Origin of the sequence: Frateuria terrea, from assembly GCF_900115705.1 — a bacterium.
Lineage (GTDB): Bacteria > Pseudomonadota > Gammaproteobacteria > Xanthomonadales > Rhodanobacteraceae > Frateuria_A > Frateuria_A terrea.
This window is the reverse complement of the sequence record NZ_FOXL01000005.1, coordinates 211,497-230,271: the sequence shown is the minus strand read 5'-3', so window position 1 is coordinate 230,271 and position 18,775 is coordinate 211,497. Positions and strand designations below refer to the sequence as shown.

Annotated in this window: 15 protein-coding genes; 13 read left to right on the top strand and 2 right to left on the bottom strand. The window is 68.8% G+C overall.

The window, feature by feature from the left end; translation table 11 throughout:
• The first annotated feature begins 33 nt into the window (after positions 1–33).
• The 4 genes from hflK to BMZ38_RS10180 all read left to right on the top strand — a co-directional run bounded on the left by hflK (position 34) and on the right by BMZ38_RS10180 (position 3,478).
• Positions 34–1,071: an FtsH protease activity modulator HflK gene (hflK, locus tag BMZ38_RS10195; RefSeq protein WP_091337034.1), complete on the top strand. Its 1,038-nt coding sequence runs from the start codon at positions 34–36 to the stop codon at positions 1,069–1,071.
• A complete protein-coding gene (gene hflC / locus BMZ38_RS10190) occupies positions 1,068–1,934 on the top strand; it encodes a protease modulator HflC (protein ID WP_091337032.1) in 867 nt (288 codons plus the stop codon). Before hflK ends, hflC begins: the two co-directional genes overlap by 4 nt.
• A gap of 4 nt (positions 1,935–1,938) precedes the next feature.
• Entirely contained in the window at positions 1,939–2,124 is a 186-nt protein-coding gene (locus BMZ38_RS10185) for a DUF2065 domain-containing protein (RefSeq protein WP_091337028.1), read from the top strand.
• 61 nt (positions 2,125–2,185) lie between these two features.
• Positions 2,186–3,478, top strand: a complete 1,293-nt coding sequence (locus BMZ38_RS10180) for an adenylosuccinate synthase (protein ID WP_091337026.1) — start codon at positions 2,186–2,188, stop codon at positions 3,476–3,478.
• A 158-nt stretch (positions 3,479–3,636) separates the two neighbouring features.
• On the opposite strand, the gene BMZ38_RS10175 is transcribed toward BMZ38_RS10180, so the two are convergent.
• The gene (locus BMZ38_RS10175; protein ID WP_091337025.1) at positions 3,637–3,864 is read right to left on the bottom strand and encodes a hypothetical protein; all 228 of its coding nucleotides are present in this window, start codon (positions 3,862–3,864) and stop codon (positions 3,637–3,639) included.
• 249 nt (positions 3,865–4,113) lie between these two features.
• Here BMZ38_RS10175 and BMZ38_RS10170 point away from each other — a divergent pair, with 249 nt between their 5' ends.
• Together BMZ38_RS10170 and BMZ38_RS10165 are read left to right on the top strand one after the other, a co-directional pair.
• Positions 4,114–4,884, top strand: a complete 771-nt coding sequence (locus BMZ38_RS10170) for a histidine phosphatase family protein (protein WP_245747311.1) — start codon at positions 4,114–4,116, stop codon at positions 4,882–4,884.
• Positions 4,881–5,762 carry an NAD(P)H-hydrate dehydratase gene (locus BMZ38_RS10165; RefSeq protein WP_245747312.1) on the top strand — a complete coding sequence of 294 codons (882 nt, stop codon included), beginning with the start codon at positions 4,881–4,883 and terminating at the stop codon, positions 5,760–5,762. The genes BMZ38_RS10170 and BMZ38_RS10165 overlap by 4 nt, the downstream gene beginning before the upstream one ends.
• A 12-nt stretch (positions 5,763–5,774) precedes the next feature.
• On the opposite strand, the gene BMZ38_RS10160 is transcribed toward BMZ38_RS10165, so the two are convergent.
• Positions 5,775–6,287 (bottom strand): cupin domain-containing protein, encoded by a 513-nt coding sequence (locus BMZ38_RS10160; RefSeq protein WP_091337022.1) that lies wholly within the window; start codon positions 6,285–6,287, stop codon positions 5,775–5,777.
• Between the two features lie 144 nt (positions 6,288–6,431).
• Here BMZ38_RS10160 and BMZ38_RS10155 point away from each other — a divergent pair, with 144 nt between their 5' ends.
• The 7 genes from BMZ38_RS10155 to kdpB all read left to right on the top strand — a co-directional run bounded on the left by BMZ38_RS10155 (position 6,432) and on the right by kdpB (position 18,773).
• A complete protein-coding gene (locus BMZ38_RS10155) occupies positions 6,432–6,851 on the top strand; it encodes a hypothetical protein (protein WP_091337020.1) in 420 nt (139 codons plus the stop codon).
• A gap of 481 nt (positions 6,852–7,332) precedes the next feature.
• The gene (locus BMZ38_RS10150) at positions 7,333–10,284 is read left to right on the top strand and encodes a PAS domain-containing protein (protein ID WP_175483791.1); all 2,952 of its coding nucleotides are present in this window, start codon (positions 7,333–7,335) and stop codon (positions 10,282–10,284) included.
• Positions 10,285–10,402: 118 nt separating this feature from the next.
• A complete protein-coding gene (locus BMZ38_RS10145) occupies positions 10,403–12,481 on the top strand; it encodes a putative bifunctional diguanylate cyclase/phosphodiesterase (protein ID WP_091337018.1) in 2,079 nt (692 codons plus the stop codon).
• A 142-nt stretch (positions 12,482–12,623) separates the two neighbouring features.
• Positions 12,624–14,570, top strand: coding sequence for a potassium transporter Kup (locus tag BMZ38_RS10140; protein ID WP_091337016.1), 1,947 nt, complete (start codon positions 12,624–12,626; stop codon positions 14,568–14,570).
• Positions 14,571–14,788: 218 nt separating this feature from the next.
• Complete coding sequence (gene kdpF / locus BMZ38_RS10135; protein WP_091337015.1) at positions 14,789–14,881, top strand: K(+)-transporting ATPase subunit F; 93 nt, start codon at positions 14,789–14,791, stop codon at positions 14,879–14,881.
• Entirely contained in the window at positions 14,878–16,680 is a 1,803-nt protein-coding gene (gene kdpA, locus BMZ38_RS10130) for a potassium-transporting ATPase subunit KdpA (protein WP_091337011.1), read from the top strand. Before kdpF ends, kdpA begins: the two co-directional genes overlap by 4 nt.
• A 20-nt stretch (positions 16,681–16,700) precedes the next feature.
• On the top strand, positions 16,701–18,773 hold the full coding sequence (gene kdpB / locus BMZ38_RS10125) for a potassium-transporting ATPase subunit KdpB (RefSeq protein ID WP_091337459.1): 2,073 nt from the start codon (positions 16,701–16,703) through the stop codon (positions 18,771–18,773).
• The last annotated feature ends 2 nt before the right edge of the window (positions 18,774–18,775 follow it).

Genomic DNA, 18,775 nt, shown 5'->3' with positions numbered 1-18,775 from the left:
CGCCGGCCTGCCCCTTGCCCCAAGGAGACTGACATGGCCTGGAACGAGCCCGGCAGCGGCCAGCGCGATCCCTGGAACAAGCGTCCCAGCGGCGGCAACCGCGGCCTCGACGACGCCTTCAAACGCCTGCGTGCCCGTCTTGGCAAGCACGGCGGCCCCGGCGGCGTCATCACCATCGTGCTGGCGCTGGTGCTGGCCTGGCTGCTGCTCAGCAGCGCCACCGTCATCGACGCCCGCCAGGCCGGCGTGGTGCTGCGGTTCGGCCAGTACAGCCGCACGCTGCCGCCGGGCTTCCACTTCAAGCTGCCGCAGCCGGTCGAGACGGTAACGAAGGTGGAGACCACGCGCGTGCGCTCGCTGCAGGACAGCGTGCGCATGCTCACCCGCGACGAGAACATCATCACCATCGACTTTACCGTGCAGTACCAGGTGAACGATGCGCGTGCCTACCTGTTCGCGGTGGACGACGTGGAGGACACCATCGCCGCGGCGTCCGAGGCCGCCGTGCGTTCGGTGATCGGCCGCAGCGACATGGACACCATCCTCTCCGGCGAAGGCGCCGCGCTGGTCGGCGAGGCCAGCCAGGCGCTGCAGAAGACCCTCGACAGCTATCACTGTGGCCTGCAGGTCACGGCGGTGAGCTTCCAGAACGTCTCGCCGCCGGCCGAGGTGAAGGACGCCTTCGACGACGTCAACAAGGCGCGCGAGGACAAGCAGAGCATCGAGAACGGTGCGCTGGCCTACGCCAACAAGGTGGTGCCGGTGGCCCGCGGCGACGCCGCGCGCATCGCCGCCGAGGCCGCCGGCTACAAGGCCGAGCGCATCGCCCGCGCGCATGGCGATGCGGCGCGCTTCGACCTGCTGCTGAAGGAATACAAGGCCGCGCCCGAAGTGACCCGCAAGCGCCTCTGGCTGGAGACGATGGAGCAGGTGATGGCCGGCAACCGCAAGGTGATCGACGGCTCTGGCGGCCGCACCATCATCAACCTGCCGCCCGCCGCGACAGCCAGTCCCGCGACCGCCACCACTGCCACCACCGATGACGCCGCCGACAAGGGGAACCAGCCATGAAGATCGTCGGCATCGTGGTCGCGGTAGTGCTGGTGCTGCTGGGCCTCAACAGCGCCTTCGTGGTGCGCGAAGGGCAGAGTGCACTGCTGCTGCAGTTCGGCCGCATCGTGCAGACCGACTACGCGCCGGGGCTGCACTTCAAGGCGCCGCTGATCCAGCAGGTGGTGCGTTTCGACAGCCGCGTCCAGGGCCTGGATGCGCCACCGGAGCGTTATTTCACCTCGGAGAAGAAGAGCGTCAACGTCGACTTCTACGTGAAGTGGCGCATCGCCGACAACGCCGCCTATTACCGCGCCACCAGCGGCGACGCCAACCAGGCGGCGCAGCGGCTGAGCCCGGTGGTGAAGGACGCGCTGCGCTTCGAATTCAACTCGCGCACCCTGCAGGACCTGATCGCCGGCGGCCGCAAGGACATCACCGAGCGCGTGCGCAAGCAGACCGATGCCATCGCGCGCAAGAACCTGGGCATCGCCGTGGTCGACGTGCGCATCAAGCGTATCGACCTGCCCGAGGAGGTCAGCGAGTCGGTCTACAAGCGCATGCGTGCCGAGCGCCTGCAACTGGCCAACGAGTTGCGCTATACCGGCCAGGAGCAGGCCGAGAAGATCAAGGCCGATGCCGATCGCCAGGGCCAGGTGCTGCGCGCCGATGCCGAGCGCGACGCGGCGACCGTGCGTGGCCAGGGCGACGCCCAGGCGGCGGCCATCTATGCCCAGGCCTACGGCCAGGATCCGGAGTTCTTCGCGTTCTATCGAAGCCTGGCGGCGTACAAGCAGGGTTTCGCCGATGGCAAGGGCACGCTGGTGCTCAAGCCGGACTCGGAGTTGCTGCGCTACTTCGAGAACGGCGCCGCCAAGCGCTGAGTCCATGCCGCACGAGCTTTCCATCGCGCTGTGCCTGGTATTGGTGCTGGAGGGCCTGATGCTGTTCGCCGCCCCGCGCCACTGGCAGTCGATGGTGCGCCAGGCGCTGGAGCTTTCGCCGCGCACGCTGCGCGTGTTCGGCGCGGTGGCGGTCATCGCCGGGCTGGCGGTACTGCAGCTGATGCGCTGAAGCTTTTCCTGTTTCCCACACTCACGGCTCCCGCGGGAGCACCCAACGAGCGAGAACTTTCATGGGCAAGTCAGTCGTCATCCTTGGAGCCCAGTGGGGCGACGAAGGCAAGGGCAAGATCGTCGACCTGCTGACCGAGCGGGTCAGCGCCGTGGCGCGCTTCCAGGGCGGTCACAACGCCGGCCACACGCTGGTGATCAAGGGCAAGAAGACCGTGCTGCACCTGATCCCTTCGGGCATCCTGCGCGACGACGCGCTGTGCCTGATCGGCAACGGCGTGGTGCTCTCGCCCGAGGCGCTGATCAACGAGATCGCCGAGCTGGAGGCGCAGGGCGTGGATGTGCGCCCGCGCGTGAAGATCAGCCCGGCGACGCCGCTGATCATGCCCTACCACATTGCAGTGGATAAGGCGCGCGAGGCCGCCGCCGGCAAGGGCGCGATCGGCACCACCGGCCGCGGCATCGGCCCGGCCTACGAGGACAAGGTCGCCCGTCGTTCGATCCGCGTGGCGGACCTGATGTACCCGCACGAGCTGCCGGCGCAGATCAAGGCGGCGGTCGAGTACCACAACTTCATCCTGAGCCAGTGGCTCAAGGCCGAGCCGGTCGATTACCAGAAGGTGCTCGACGACGCGCTCGCCTGGGGCGAATACATCCGCCCGATGGTCGACGACGTCGCGACCATCCTGCACGACGTGCGCAAGGAAGGCGGCAACATCCTGTACGAAGGCGCGCAGGGCGCGCTGCTGGACATCGACCACGGCACCTATCCGTACGTCACCTCGTCCAACACCACCGTCGGTGGTGCGCTGGCGGGCACCGGCGTGGGCGCCTGCGACATCGACTACGTGCTGGGCATCTGCAAGGCCTACGCCACGCGCGTGGGCGGCGGCCCGTTCCCGACTGAGCTGAACGACGAAATGGGCGAGCGCCTGCGCAAGGTGGGCAACGAGTTCGGCGCCAGTACCGGCCGCCCGCGTCGCTGCGGCTGGATCGACCTGGTGGCCTTGAAGCGCGCCGTGCAGATCAACGGGATCAACGGTCTGGCGATCACCAAGCTGGACGTGCTCGACGGCCTGCCCAGCATCAAGGTCTGCGTGGCCTACGAATACCGCGGCAAGCGCCGCGAACTGGCGCCGCTGGACGCCGACGGCTGGGCCGAGTGCAAGCCGGTGTATCTGGAGTTCCCCGGCTGGGAGGAATCCACCGCCGGCATCCGCGACTGGAACAAACTGCCGGCCGCGGCCCGCGCCTATCTGCGTGCAGTGGAGGAGCTGTCCGGCTGTCGCCTGGCCATCGTCGCCACCGGCGCCGATCGCGACGACACCATCGTGCTGGACGATCCGTTCGCCTGAGCGACGCTGCGGGGATGTGTCCCTGGGAGAAGCCCGCTTCGGCGGGCATTTTCGTTTCCATGCCCGCCGGCGTGCCGGCAGACCGGACCGCGGTCCGCCATCACCGGAACCGGAACCGGTGGGCCGGCAGCGCCGGCGAGGAACGCGCCGATCGCTCCCTAGTACATCCGCAGCGACGAAGCGCGGATCACGAACGGATCCTGCTCCGCGTCCGGTCCGGCAGCGATGCGCGCCAGTTCGTCGTCGAGTCGCTGCACCGTCTGGCCGGCGCCTTGCATCCGTTCGCGCAGCAACGCGTTCTCACGCATCAGGCGATCGCATTCGTCGTGCAGGGCGCGCATCGAGCGCTCCAGCTGGTTGCAGCGAAGTTGCAGGGGGTTTCGCATGGCGGGGGTCTCGTTCGACGGTCAGGCGCGGGTAGGCTCGGCACGCGGTGCGGGCGATCGACCGGAAGGTCGCCACTCGCAGGGGTGATGTTGGCCGAGTTGCCGTGAGGCCATCGTCTAACTGGCGCTAGCAAAAAGCTCAGGCGTGCCGCGGCCGGAGCAGAGGCGGCGCCTGCAAGGCCGCCGGTCGACCGGCCATTCACGCGGTCCGTGCCAAAGCTCCCTGTCGTCGTGGAACGGGAGAAGCGCGTGGGCGCAGCGGTCATACAGGGCAACGTCGGCTGGCCACGGCGGTTGTGGATCGTCCGCCATGGCGAGAGTGCGGGAAACGTTGCGCGCGACCGCGCGGAGGCGTCGGGCGCGCCGCTGATCGACCTCGAGCACCGCGACGCAGACGTGCCGCTGTCGCCGCTGGGCCTGGAGCAATCCCAGGCGCTGGGTGCGTGGGCGCGCGCGCTGCCGGAGCCGGACCGGCCCACTACCTTCATGGCTTCGCCGTACAAGCGCGCACGCGAGACGGCCGTGGCGGTCGCCGTGGCGATGGGGTGCTCGTCCGAAGACGTGGTGGTGGACGAGCGGCTGCGCGAGAAGGAATTCGGCGTGCTCGACCGGTACACACGCGCCGGCATCCGCGCCAGGTTTCCGGAGCTGGCCGAACAACGCCAGCTGGTCGGCAAGTTCTACTTCCGCCCGCCCGGCGGCGAGAGCTGGTGCGACGTGGTGCTGCGGCTGCGCAGCATGCTCGGCGACCTGCAGCGCAACCACGCGGGCGAGCGGGTGATGATCGTCGCCCACCAGGTGATCGTGAACTGCTTCCGCTACCTGCTGGAGCGCATGGACGAGGGCACCATCCTTGCGATCGACCGCAACGGCGACGTGCCCAACTGCGGCATCACCGAGTACGTCGAGGCACCGGACGGCTGCGGCCTGGTGCTCAGGCGCACCAACTTCGTCGCGCCTCTGGTGGAGGCCGGCTCGCCGGTGACGATCGAATCGGACCGGCCCAAGGGCGCGCGATGAGCACGGCGGACGCGAAGCCGCAGCGCCTCACCGCGCGGCTCCTGCGCGGCATGCCCTTGCCCGATCCGGACGGCGGCAAGGAACAGCGCGGCCGCGTGCTGGTGATCGGCGGCTCCGGTCGCGTGCCGGGTGCTGCCTTGCTCGCCGCGACAGGCGCCCTGCGCGCCGGCGCCGGCAAGCTGCAGGTGGCGACCGCGCAGGACGTGGCCGTGCCATTTGCGGTAGCGATGCCCGAAGCGCTGGTGCTGGGCCTGCCGGTCGGCGCCCAGGGCGACATCACGCGCGGCAGCGCCGCCCTGGACCAGGCGCTGGACGGGTGCGATGCGGCGCTGATCGGTTCGGGCATGACCCCTTCGCCGGCGACCGCTGCGTTGCTGCAGCGGGTGATCCGCCGCGCGCAGGGCATGCTGGTGATCGATGCCGGTGCGCTCTCGCCGGAGCTGCGCGCGCCGCCCGGCAAGCCGTTCGTGCTCACCCCGCACGCGGGCGAGATGGCCGCGCTGTGCGGCCGCGAGAGGGCGCAGGTGGAACGGGAACCGCTGGCGCTGGCGCGCGCCTTTGCACGTCGCACGCGCAGCGTGCTGGTGCTCAAGGGCGCCACCACTTACGTCGCGGCGCCCGATGGCCGGCTGTGGGTCCACCCGGACGGTTGCCATGGGCTGGGCACCTCCGGTTCGGGCGACGTGCTGGCGGGCGTGATCGCGGGCCTGGCCGCGCGTTGCGGGGACCCCGTGCAGGCCGCACTGTGGGGCGTGTTGGTGCATGCCCAGGCGGGTCGCGCGCTGGAAGCCTCGGTCGGTTCGCTGGGCTTCCTGGCGCGGGAGATTCCCGGACCCGTACCGGCCATCCTGGACCGCCTCCGGCCCAGATCCGCGTAACCGCGACGGGTGTCAGGCTTCAGTCGGCGGGCTCCAGCACGCGAGCATCGGCCCCTGTTCACCGCTGACCGGATCGCAGGCCGGGAAGGGCAGTTGCGCGATGCAATCGAGCATCTCCTGCGTGGGCGGCTCGCGGCGAATGTCCCACTTCTGCCCGGGCGGATAGGCGCCGACCACCAGGAAGCCGTCGCTCGATTCGACACTGCAGTGGCCGGTGCCGGCAGGCAGCAGCACCACGTCGCCCACACCTACCTCGACCTCGCGTCCCCCAGGTCCACCCAGCACGAGCCGTGCCGTGCCCCTGGCCACGCCGAGCACTTCGTGCGCGGTGGAGTGATAGTGGTGGAAGTCGTAGATGCCCGCGCGCCACTGTGGCGGCCAGCCGTTGCCGTCGAAGCGCCCCTCGAAGGTGGTCGCAGCATCGTTCCCCGGATCATCGAGCGCCTGGTGGTAGAGCAGCACGGGCAGGCGCGGGTGATTGGGAACCCAGTCGTGGCGTGCGAGCCGGAAGGCTTCGGTCTGCATGGTCGTTAGCCTTTGCATGGCATCGTGGGAGCTTGCCCCGGCGCATGTGCACGAACCGACTAACGCTCCGGCCATTGTCGCTGCACGCCCCGCAGACCTCCGCTCGGGCACGATCCTTTCCAGCAACCGGAACGGGAGAACCCCATGGGCAGCATCGACGATCCGCGCGGTCGTACCAACGAGAACCTGCAGGATGCCATCGGCAAACGCGCCGAGCAGAACCAGGTACAGGTTCAGGGCGAGACCGCCGAAGCGGTCGAGCCGGCAGGCGGCACTGGCGGGGAAAGCGGCAACGGCCAGATGCGGCCGCACCACGGCTTCGGCGACCCTTATGGGCAGAAGGCGATGGGCGAGCCCGTCGATCCGGAGGCGATCCTCCCAGTGCCGGAAAATGGCCCCACCTACCAGACCGGCGGCGTGGGCCAGGACCGCGCGCAGCATGTCCAGGAGAGCAAGCGCCGCGAAAGCGGCGTGGGCTCGACCAAGGGCCACGGCGTCGGCGGCAAGGGCGATGGCGGCCTCGATCCGCCGCCCGGTGCGCCGAGCAGCGGCGGTCGTGGCTGACGAAGCGGACGCAAGTTGGGCTTCCTCCCGTTCAAGCCGGCGTGCGGAAGCCCGGTCCCGTGGGCGTGTCGGCGTTCCCTTGCCACCACCCACACGCCCGCTGCACTGGCAGCCAGGCATGGTGACGCGACCAAAAAAATCGGAACCCGCCGTCATGCATATCGACGAGTCCCTGCCCAGCTCCCGCCCTCCTGCAAGCAGCGGCAGCATCCCCTCCGTCATCCATTTTCCCCGGTTGGCAAAGGCTCCGGCCACGCCCGGGGGCATCCCACCGATGTTCGCCGGTCACGACGCCCGACCCGCGGCCCCGCGCCGCGACGCGCCCGAGCATTGACCCCCCGTTCCACACCCGGTCGGCGGTGCCGCCTTGCCGGCAGGCGCCCATCTGCGGGCAGGGCAGCCGCACGGTATGGTGCGGGCGCTAAGCTGGCCCATTTCGGACACTGCGAACGCCATGCAAAGCGACCCGACGACGGCCTCCGTGGCAGCCGATGAGGTGATCCAGATCGAGGCGGACGAGCGACTGATGCCGGCGCTGGTTCGCGGGCATGACTGGTCGGCGACCCCGCTGGGTCCGCTCGCGGCCTGGCCGCAAAGCCTCAAGACCGCGGTCGGCATCGTGCTGGAGGCGTGCCAGCCGATGCTGGTCGTGTGGGGTCCGCAGCTGACGAGCATCTACAACGACGCCTATCTGCCGATCCTCGGCAGCAAGCATCCCGGGGGCCTGGGCCAGCCTGCCGCGCAGCTGTGGTCGGAGATCTGGGATTCGCTCGAATCGATGGTGGCCGAGGTGCTCGCCGGTCGATCGCAATCGGTTGAGGACATGCCGTTCGCGCTGGCCGGCGGTCCCACCAACGACCTGCGGTGGTTCAGTTTCTCCTTCACCCCATTGCGTGACGAGCAGGGCGCCATCGCCGGACTGCTTACCTGGGCCATGGAAACCACCGGCAAGGTGTTGCTGGAGCGCCAGCAGGCCGCCGACCGCGAACGGCAACACAATCTGTTCGAGCAGGCACCCGGTTTCATCGCGATCCTGCGGGGACCGCAGCACGAATTCGAGTTCGCCAACCATGCCTACTGCCGGCTCGTCGGCCAGCGCGAGTTGGTCGGCATCACGGTGCGGGATGCCTTTCCGGAAGTGGAGGGGCAGGGCTTCTACGAATTGCTGGACGAGGTCTACCGGAGTGGCGAGCGCTATGTCGCCTCGCACGTGCCGATCCGCCTCTCTCCGGCGCCCGGCCTGCCCGCGGTCGAGCGTTACCTCGATTTCGTGTACGCGCCGACCATCGACGAGTCCGGCCGGGTCACCGGCATCTTCGTCGAGGGCCACGATGTGACCGAGGCCCACCTGTCACAGGAAGCGCTGCAGTCCCACGCCCGTCGCCAGGCGTTGCTGATCGAGCTGGGCGACCGCCTCCGCGACGCGCAATCGCCGGCCGACCTTTCCCACGCGGCCGGAGAAATTCTCGGTCGGACGCTCGAGGTCAGCCGCGCCGGTTACGGCACGATCGACCTCACCGAGGAAACCATCACCATTGAGCGCGACTGGAACGCGCCGGGCATCCGCAGCCTGGCGGGCGTCCTGCGTTTCCGCGACTACGGCCGCTACATCGAAAACCTCCGACGCGGCGAAACGGTAGTGTTCGCCGACGCGGAGAAAGACCCTCGCACCGCAGCCCGCGCCGCCGCGCTCAAGGCGATCAGCGCGCAGTCGGTGGTCAACATGCCGATCACCGAGGACGGCTGCTTCGTGGCGTTGCTGTACGTCAACCACGCCACGGCGCGCGAATGGACCACCGACGAACTGGCCTTCATCCGCGAAGTGGGTGAGCGTACCCGGGCCGTGATCGAACGTCGCCGCGCCGAGCAGGAGGTGCGCGAACTCACCGCCTCGCTCGAGCGCAAGGTGGAGGAGCGGACCGCCGAACGCGACCGCATCTGGCAGAACTCGCGCGACCTCCTGGCGGTGGTCGACGCAAGGGGCCTGTTCGTACGCATCAATCCGGCCTGGACGGCGATCCTCGGGTATGCGCCCGAGGCCCTGCTGGGGCAGCACTTCCTGCAACGGGTCTGGCCCGAGGACCAGACGGCGACCATGGACGCGGTGGCGGCCAGCCAGCGCCTGACCGGCTTCCAGAATCGATACCGGCACCGCGACGGCACGGCGCGCTGGATCTCCTGGAACACCTCGGCCGAGGGCGGCCTGGTCTATGCCTACGGGCGCGACGTCACCGCCGAGCGGGAACAGGCCGAGGCGCTGCGCCAGGCGCAGGAACAGCTGCTGCAGGCGCAGAAGATGGAGGCGGTCGGCCAACTCACCGGCGGGCTCGCGCACGACTTCAACAATCTGCTGGCAGGTATCAGCGGCAGCCTGGACATGATGCAGGTGCGCATCGAACAGGGCCGCACCGCACAGCTGCGCCGCTACCTCGGTGCCGCGCAGGATGCGTCCCGCCGGGCCGCCGCGTTGACCCACCGGCTGCTGGCGTTCTCGCGCCGGCAGACGCTCGATCCGCGCCCGGTGGACGCCAACCGGCTGATCGGCGGGATGGAGGAACTGCTCCGGCGCACCATCGGTCCGGCGGTCACGCTGGAGGTCGATCACGCGGACGACCTGTGGATCACCCTGGCCGATGCGCACCAGCTCGAGAACGCCCTGCTCAACCTGAGCATCAACGCACGCGACGCAATGCCGGAGGGTGGCGAACTGCGCATCGCTACGGCCAACCGCCGGCTCGACGAAGCATCCGCCCTGGCGTTGGACCTGGCGCCAGGCGATTACCTCGAGTTGAGCGTGAGCGACACGGGTACCGGCATGCCGGAGGAGGTGGTTGCGCGTGCGTTCGAGCCGTTCTTCACCACCAAGCCGCTGGGCCGCGGCACCGGCCTGGGGCTGTCGATGATCTACGGCTTCGCCAAGCAGTCGGGCGGGCGCGTGCAGATCCAGTCGCGGCTGGGCGAAGGGACGCGGGTGAGCCTGCTGTTGCCGCGACACCTGGGCGAGTTTCCGATGGAGGAAAAGCCGACCGCATCGGCGGGTGTTTCGATCGAGCCGCGCGGCAAGACGGTGCTGGTGGTCGACGACGAGCCGACCGTCCGCATGCTGGTGGTGGACGTACTGGGCGAGCATGGCTTTGCCGTCCTGGAGGCGTGCGACGGCGCCGAGGCGCTGGAAATGCTGCGTGCCGGTATGCGCATCGATCTGCTGGTCACCGACGTGGGCCTGCCCGGCGGCCTCAACGGGCGCCAGCTCGCCGACGCGTCGCGCGAGCTGATGCCGCGGTTGAAGGTGCTGTTCATCACCGGCTTCGCCGAAACCACCGTGATCGGCAGCGACCAACTTGAGCCGGGGATGCAAGTGCTGACCAAGCCGTTCGCGATCGATCAGCTGGTCGCACGGGTCAAGGGCCTGGTCGAGGCGGGCGGCGACTGAAGCACGCAGGCTCGCCCGCGGCAGGGCCCCGGTGGCGCCCGTTGGACTGCCCCTAAAGAATCGTGCTGCGGAGCCGCTAAGACCTGGAGACTGCCGGCTTGTCGGCTTCGAGTACGCCATGGTCGGTAGCTATAGCCTCAGTCTGGAGCTGTTCTCCCTGCTCATCGGCGGCCTGATCGCCTACCAGGCGATCGACGCCACCGGTCGCATCGCCGCCTCGCGGGCGGCCGCCCATCGCGTGATCTGGTACGGCGTGGGCGCCTGGATGCTCGGGCTCGGTCTGTGGTCGGTGCATTTCGTGGGCATGCTGGCGCGCCTGCCGCAACCCGTGGGCACGTTCGATCCGCTGTTGAGCACGGCATCCGCGATCGCGGCGCTGGCGGTGGGACTGGGCCTGTTGTGGGTGGCCGATTGCCAGGTCCTGGGCCGGCTGCGCTGGCTGGGCGGCTCGCTTGCGCTTGGCGTGGGCGTGGCCCTCACCCACATGTTCAGCGAGGGCGCGCTGCACCTCGCCGGTGGCATCAGCTACCAGCCGCGGGTCTGGTTGTACTGGGTGCTGCTGTGCACCTTCGGGGTGGCCTGCGGCCTGCGCCTGATGCACGCGTTCCGCCCGCGTCCGATGCGCGCGCTTTACGGTCGCCGGGGGTACCTGTCGGTGCTCATGGGCGTGCTGATCGTGGTGTTGCTGGACCTCTCCACGCGGCTGTCCTACGGCGACCGGCCCGTGCTGTCGCTGGTGGCGTCCTCGGGCACGGTGTGGCTGGGCAGCGTGGTCAGCATGGTCGCGGTGCTGGCAATGGGAGCGGCACTGGCCCTGTCCGAGATCGTCGCGAGGCTGTACGTGCGCACCCAGCGGCTTTCCGGTTCGCTGGACCATCTCAACAACCGCCTGCATCACATGGCCACGCACGATCCGCTGACCGGCCTGCCCAACCGACACCTGCTGGCCGAGCGCATGGAACGGGCGCTGGCGCGCGCGCGTGCCGGCCATGGCCACCTGGCCGTGCTGTATATCGATCTGGACGGCTTCAAGACCATCAACGACACGCTCGGCCACGGCTTCGGCGACGAACTGCTGCGCGCGGTGGCCGCGCGGCTGGCCGGCGTGCTGCACCTGAACAGCCTGGCGCGCATGGGCGGCGACGAGTTCGTGGCGGTGCTGGAACACATGCGTAGCCCGGAGTCGGCATCGCGCATCGCGCAGCAGCTGATCGGGCTGATGCAGGAAAGCTTTGCCGTGCGAGGCACCGAGCTGCGCGTCACCCCCAGCATCGGCCTGGCGTTCCATCCGCAGGACGGCGACAGCGTCGAAGATCTCGTCGCGCACGCCGACGCCGCCATGTACGACGCCAAGGAGGCTGGCCGCAACGGCTACCGCTGCTACGACGTGTCGATGCGCGAACGCGCGGTGCGCGTGCTGAAGATCCAGCGCGGCCTGCAGACCGCGGTGGAGGACGGCAGCCTGTCGCTGCACTTCCAACCCAAGCACCACGGCGACACCGGCGCGCTGGTCGGCGCCGAGGCATTGCTGCGTTGGTGCCACCCGGAGCTGGGTGCGGTTTCGCCGCTGGAATTCATCAGTGTGGCCGAGCGCAGCGGGCAGATCGGGCGGCTGGGCGAATGGGTGATCCGCGAAGCCTGCCGCCAGCTGCGCGACTGGCATGACCGCGGGCTTTCGACGGTGCGCATCGCCATCAACCTCTCGCCGTTGCAGATCCAGCAGCCCGGCCTGGTGGAGGTTGCCGCCGGCATCGTCGGCGCGGCGGGGCTGCAGACCTCGCAGATCATGTTCGAGGTCACCGAGAGCATGGCCATGCGCGACGCCGAGCGCACCACCGCGATCCTGCGCGACTTCCGCGCGCACGGCTTCGACTTCGCCATCGACGATTTCGGCACCGGTTACTCCAGCCTCGCCTACCTGCAGAAATTCCAGGTGCGCCAACTGAAGATCGACCAGTTCTTCGTGCAGGCGCTGGACGAGGGCGGCCACGAACCGCGCGCGATCATCGCCGCGATCATCGACCTGGCGCACACGCTGGGCATGGAGGTGGTCGCCGAGGGCGTCGAAAAGCCCGCACAGGCGGAGGTCCTGCGCGCGCTGGGGTGCGACCAGGTGCAGGGCTACCTGCTGGCGCGGCCGATGCCCGCGGCGGAGTTCGAGCGGTGCTGCCTGTCCGGCGAGGTCGCGGTGGCCTAGGCGGGTGCGGCTCGGCGGCCGGTGACCGCAAGGTGCTCGACCGGGGTGCCGAACTTTTTTATGCACATTTTACGGCGCCTTCCATGACAGGGCTTGCCGCCGATGGCATCGTTCCCGGCCCCCGCTGTCCGCAACCTCCACGATGTCCGATCTTCACCATTCCGCCGCTGCCGGGTCCGCTGCTCCGGCGGACTCCGCTGCTGCCCCACCGGGCCCCCAGGCCGTTCCGCGCCGCCTGGCTGCGCTGGCTCTGGGTGCCATCGGTGTCGTCTACGGCGACATTGGTACCAGCCCGCTCTACACCCTGAAGGAGGTCTTCGGCGAGCGCGGCGTGGCGGCTACGCCCGACAACGTGCTGGGGGCGCTGAGCTTGATCTTCTGGGCGCTGGTCGTCGTGGTGTCGGTCAAGTACGTGCTCTTCATCATGCGCGCCGACAACAAGGGCGAAGGCGGCATCATGGCGCTGATGGCGCTGGCCCAGCGCAGCGTGCGTGGCATGCCACGGCTGCGCCTGGTCATCGCGCTGCTGGCGATCTTCGGTGCGGCGCTGTTCTACGGCGACGGCGTGATCACGCCGGCGATATCGGTGCTGTCGGCCGTCGAGGGTCTCGAGGTCGCGGCGCCCGCGCTGCAGCCCTGGGTGGTGCCGATCACGCTGGGCGTGATCCTGGCACTGTTCTGGTTGCAGAAACACGGCACCGACCGGATCGGCGCGGTGTTCGGGCCGGTCTGCGCGATCTGGTTCGTCAGCATCGCCGCCCTCGGCATCACCGGCATCGTGCGTCATCCGGGTGTGCTGGCGGCGCTCAGTCCCAGCTATGGCTTCGGCTTCTTCCTGCGCAACCACGCCGAGGCGTTCTTCGCGCTGGGCGCGGTGGTGCTGGCGGTGACCGGCACCGAGGCGCTGTACGCGGACATGGGACATTTCGGCAAGCGGCCGATCCAGTTGGCCTGGTTCAACTTCGTGCTGCCGGCGCTGGTGCTGAACTACTTCGGACAGGGCGCCCTGCTGCTGCACGAGCCACGTGCGCTGGCCAATCCGTTCTTCCACCTGGTGCCGCGGGTGCTGCTCTACCCGATGATCGCACTCGCCACGGCAGCCACGGTGATCGCCTCGCAGGCGGTGATCTCGGGCGCGTTCTCGATGACCCGCGAGGCGATGCAGCTCGGCTACGTGCCGCGCATGCGCGTGTTGCACACCTCGCATGAAATGTCCGGGCAGATCTTCGTGCCCTGGATCAACCGCATCCTGCTGGTGCTCATCGTGGCGGCGGTGTTGGGCTTCCGCTCGTCGAACAACCTGGCCTCGGCGTACGGCATCGCCGTCACCGGCACGATGGTGATCACCACCCTGCTCGCCCTGGTTGTGGCGCGGTACCAGTGGCGCTGGCACTTGGCGGCGGTGATCGGCACCGGCGTCGGCCTGCTCACTGTGGACCTGGCGTTCTTCGGTGCGAACATCATCAAGGTCGCTTCCGGTGGCTGGTTCCCGTTGGTGCTTGGCCTGAGCGTCTTCGTGGCCATGACCACCTGGCGCCGGGGCCGGGAGCTGGTGGTACGCGAGATCCAGCAGGGAGGGCTGGCGGTGGCGCCCTTCATCCATAACCTGATCGAATACCCTCCGACCCGCGTGCAGGGCACCGCCGTGTTCCTCACGCCCAACCCCCAGGCCGTGCCCAATGCACTGCTGCACAACCTCAAGCACAACAAGGTGCTGCACGAGCGCAACGTGCTGCTGACCGTCGAGATGCTTGATGCGCCGGTGGCTGACGAGGGTGAACGCTTCGAAGTGCAGGCGCTCGAGGGCGGCTTCAGCCGGCTGCTGTTCCGCTTCGGTTTTGCCGAGAATCCGGACATCCCTGCCGCCATGGCCTGGTGCGGCAGTCACGGTGGGCCCGCGTTCGACATGATGGACACCACGTTTTTCCTGTCGCGCGAAACGGTGGTGGCCGCGTCGCACCGGCCGGGCATGGCCGCCTGGCGCGACAAGCTGTTCGCCTTCATGGCGCGCAATGCCTTGCCGGCGACGGCCTTCTTCGGCATCCCCGGCAACCGGCTGATCGAGCTCGGAGCCCAGGTCGAGATCTGAGGCGGAAGGTTTTACGGGATCTATACGGGGCAGCGCGGGTTTGCTGCCCCTTTTTTATGCGCCGGTTCCTAGAGTGCGCCCCGTCACCTACGGAGGACCGCACATGGACATCGCCTACCTGCTGCTCGCGCTCGCGCTCGCCGTGGCGACCGCGGGCTTCCTGCGCCTCTGCGACCGACTCGCTCCGCGTTGAGCACCGCCCCGACAGGACCTTTCCCATGAACCTGATGTACGCCCTGGCCATCGCCATCGCGGTGGCGCTGGTCGGCTACCTGTGCGTAGCCCTCCTGAAACCGGAGTGGTTCGAATGAACGCGAACGACTACCTGCAGCTCGCGCTTTACCTGGTGGCCTTGCTGCTGCTGGCCAAACCCCTGGGCGACTACATGGCGCTGGTGTTCGCCGACGCGCCCAACCGCGTCACCCGCCTGGGCGCGCGGGTGGAGCGTGGCATCTATCGCGCCTGCGGCATCGCCGCGGACGAGGACATGGGCTGGAAGCGCTACGCGCTTGCCATGCTTTGCTTCAACATGCTCGGCTTGCTGGCGGTCTACGCGCTGCAGCGGTTGCAGCCGTGGCTGCCGCTCAACCCGCAGCACATGGCCGCGGTGTCACCCGATTCGGCCGTCAATACGGCCATAAGCTTCGCCACCAACACCAACTGGCAGGGCTATGGCGGCGAGTCGACCATGAGCTACCTGACCCAGATGCTGGGCCTGGGCGTACAGAATTTTCTGTCGGCGGCAACCGGCATCGCGATCCTGATGGCGGTGATCCGCGGCTTCGTGCGGCACAGCGCCAAGGGGCTGGGCAACTTCTGGGTCGACCTGGTGCGCAGCACGCTGTACGTGCTGCTGCCGCTGTCACTGCTGCTGTCGATCGTGCTGGTGTCGCAGGGCGTGGTGCAAAATCTTCGGCCGTTTGCCGAGGTGCCGGTGGTGCAGGCATCCAGCTACACCGAGGCCGTCAAGGACGAGGCCGGCAAGCCGCGGATGGCTGCCGCCGGGCATGAAGTGACGCATGCGGTCCCGGTGGCCACGCAGACGCTGCCGATGGGCCCGGCCGCCTCGCAGATCGCGATCAAGCAGCTCGGCACCAACGGCGGCGGGTTCTTCAACGTGAACTCGGCACACCCGTACGAGAACCCCACGCCGCTGTCGGACTTCCTCGAGGTGCTGGCGATCCTGCTGATTCCGGCCGGCTTGTGCCTGACCTTCGGGCGCATGGTCGGCGACCGCCGCCAGGGCTGGGCCTTGCTGGCCGCGATGCTGGTGATCTTCGTGCCGCTGCTGCTGGCCTGCACCGCGGCCGAGCAGGCGGGCAACCCGGCGCTGCACGGCCTGGCGGTGGACCAGCACGCCTCCGCGCTGCAGGCCGGCGGCAACATGGAAGGCAAGGAAGTGCGTTTCGGCATCGTCGGCTCCGCGCGTTGGGCCGTGGCCACCAGCGCCGCGTCCAACGGTTCGGTCAACTCGATGCACGACTCCTACACCCCGCTCGGCGGGCTGGTGCCGATGTGGCTGATCCAGCTCGGCGAGGTGATCTTCGGCGGCGTCGGCTCCGGCCTGTACGGCATGCTCGCCTTCGCCGTGGTCGCGGTGTTCATCGCCGGGTTGATGGTCGGGCGAACACCCGAGTACCTGGGCAAAAAAATCGAAGCCTACGAAATGAAGATGGCCAGCCTCACCGTGCTGCTGCCGTGCGTGCTGGTAGTGATCGGCACGGCGATCGCGGTGATGGCGCCGGCCGGCGTGGCAGGCGTCGCCAACCCGGGCGCGCATGGCTTCAGCGAGGTGCTCTATGCGCTGAGCTCGGCATCTAACAACAACGGCAGCGCCTTCGCCGGCCTGTCGGCCAACACCCCGTTTTGGAACGTGCTGCTGGGCGTGTGCATGTTCCTGGCGCGCTTCCCGCTGGCGATCGCGATGCTGGCCCTGGCCGGCTCGCTGGCCGCCAAGCGCCACGTCCCCGCAACGGCCGGCACGCTGCCGACCCACACGCCGCTGTTCGTGACCCTGCTGGCCTGCGTGGTGGTCGTGGTCGGCGCACTGACCTTCCTGCCGGCGCTCGCGCTGGGGCCGATCGCCGATTACCTGGGATCGATGCGATGAACTATCGGGATACCGCTTCCATGACAACCCATTCGCGCGTCGTGCGCGGCTTCAGCCGCGCCCTGCTGCTCGCGGCGGTGGCCGATGCATTCCGCAAGCTGGCACCGCGCCAGCAGTTCCGCAACCCGGTGATGTTCGTGGTGTACGTGTGCAGCGTGCTCACCACGCTTCTGTGGGTGCAGGCGCTGGCCGGCCACGGCGAGGCGCCCACCGGATTCATCTTCGCCGTGTCCCTGTGGCTCTGGTTCACGCTGCTGTTCGCCAACTTCGCCGAGGCGATCGCCGAAGGGCGTGGCAAGGCACAGGCCGCCGCCTTGCGCAGTTCGCGCAAGGACGTGGTCGCCAAGAAACTGGCGAACCCCAGCCGGGATGCCTTCATCACCTACGTGCCGTCCAGCGAGCTGCGCACCGGCAACCACGTGCTTGTGGATGCCGGCGAGCTGATCCCGGGCGACGGTGAAGTGGTCGAGGGTGCGGCCAGCGTGGACGAAAGCGCGATCACTGGCGAATCCGCGCCGGTCATCCGCGAATCGGGCGGCGACCGCAGCGCGGTCACCGGCGGCACCCGGGTGTTGTCGGACTGGCTGGTGGTGCGCATCACCAGCAATCCCGGCGAGAGCTTCCTGGACCGCATGATCGCGATGGTGGAGGGCGCCGCGCGGCGCAGGACGCCGAACGAGATCGCGCTGACGATTATGTTGGCCAAGTTCACGCTGATCTTCCTGCTGGCCTGCGCCACGCTGCTGCCGTACTCGATCTACAGCGTGCAGGCCGCGGGCAGCGGCCAGCCGATCACGCTGACCGTGCTGACCGCGCTGCTGGTGTGCCTGATCCCCACCACCATCGGCGCGCTGCTCTCGGCGATCGGCATCGCCGGCATGGACCGGATGATCCGCGCCAACGTGATCGCCACCTCCGGCCGTGCGGTCGAAGCGGCTGGCGACGTGGACGTGCTGTTGCTGGACAAGACCGGCACGATCACGCTGGGCAACCGTCAGGCGGACGCGTTCCACCCGGCGCCGGGCGTGGACGAACGCGCGCTGGCCGAGGCCGCGCAGCTCGCCTCGCTGGCGGACGAGACGCCCGAGGGGCGCAGCATCGTGGTGCTGGCCAAGGAACGCTTCGGCCTGCGCGAGCACGACCTGGAGCGGCTGCATGCCCAGTTCGTGCCGTTCTCCGCGCAGACCCGCATGAGCGGGGTGGACATGGGCGGCCAGCGCATCCGCAAGGGCGCGGTCGATGCGATCGAGCGTTACCTGGTCGCCGCGGGCGGGCATCTTCCCGCCGCGCTCAAGCGCGCCGCGGACGACATCGCACGGCGCGGCGCGACGCCGCTGATGGTGGTCGACGGCCATGCGCCGCTCGGCGTCATCGAGCTCAAGGACGTGATCAAGGGCGGCATCAAGGAACGCTTCGCCGAGATGCGCGCGATGGGCATCAAGACCATCATGATCACCGGCGACAACCCGCTGACCGCCGCGGCCATCGCCGCCGAGGCCGGGGTGGACGATTTCCTCGCCGAGGCGACGCCGGAGGCCAAGCTCAAGCTGATCCGCGACATCCAGGCCGAGAACCGCCTGGTGGCGATGTGCGGGGACGGCACCAACGATGCCCCGGCGCTGGCGCAGGCGGACGTGGCGGTGGCGATGAACACCGGCACGCAGGCGGCCAAGGAAGCGGGCAACATGGTCGACCTGGATTCCAACCCGACCAAGTTGATCGAGGTGGTGGAGATCGGCAAGCAGATGCTGATCACCCGCGGCGCGCTGACCACGTTCTCGATCGCCAACGACATCGCCAAGTATTTCGCGATCATCCCGGCCGCGTTCGCGACCACGTACCCCGCGCTGAACGCGCTCAACGTGATGCACCTGGCCACCGCGCGCAGCGCCATCCTCTCGGCGGTGATCTTCAACGCGCTGATCATCGTGGTGCTGATCCCGCTCGCCCTGAAGGGCGTGGCCTATCGCGCCCTCGGCGCCGGTGCGCTGCTGCGCCGCAACCTGCTGGTCTACGGCCTGGGCGGCGTGGCGGTGCCGTTCGTCGGCATCAAGCTGATCGACATGCTGCTGGTGCTGCTCAGGCTGGCCTGACC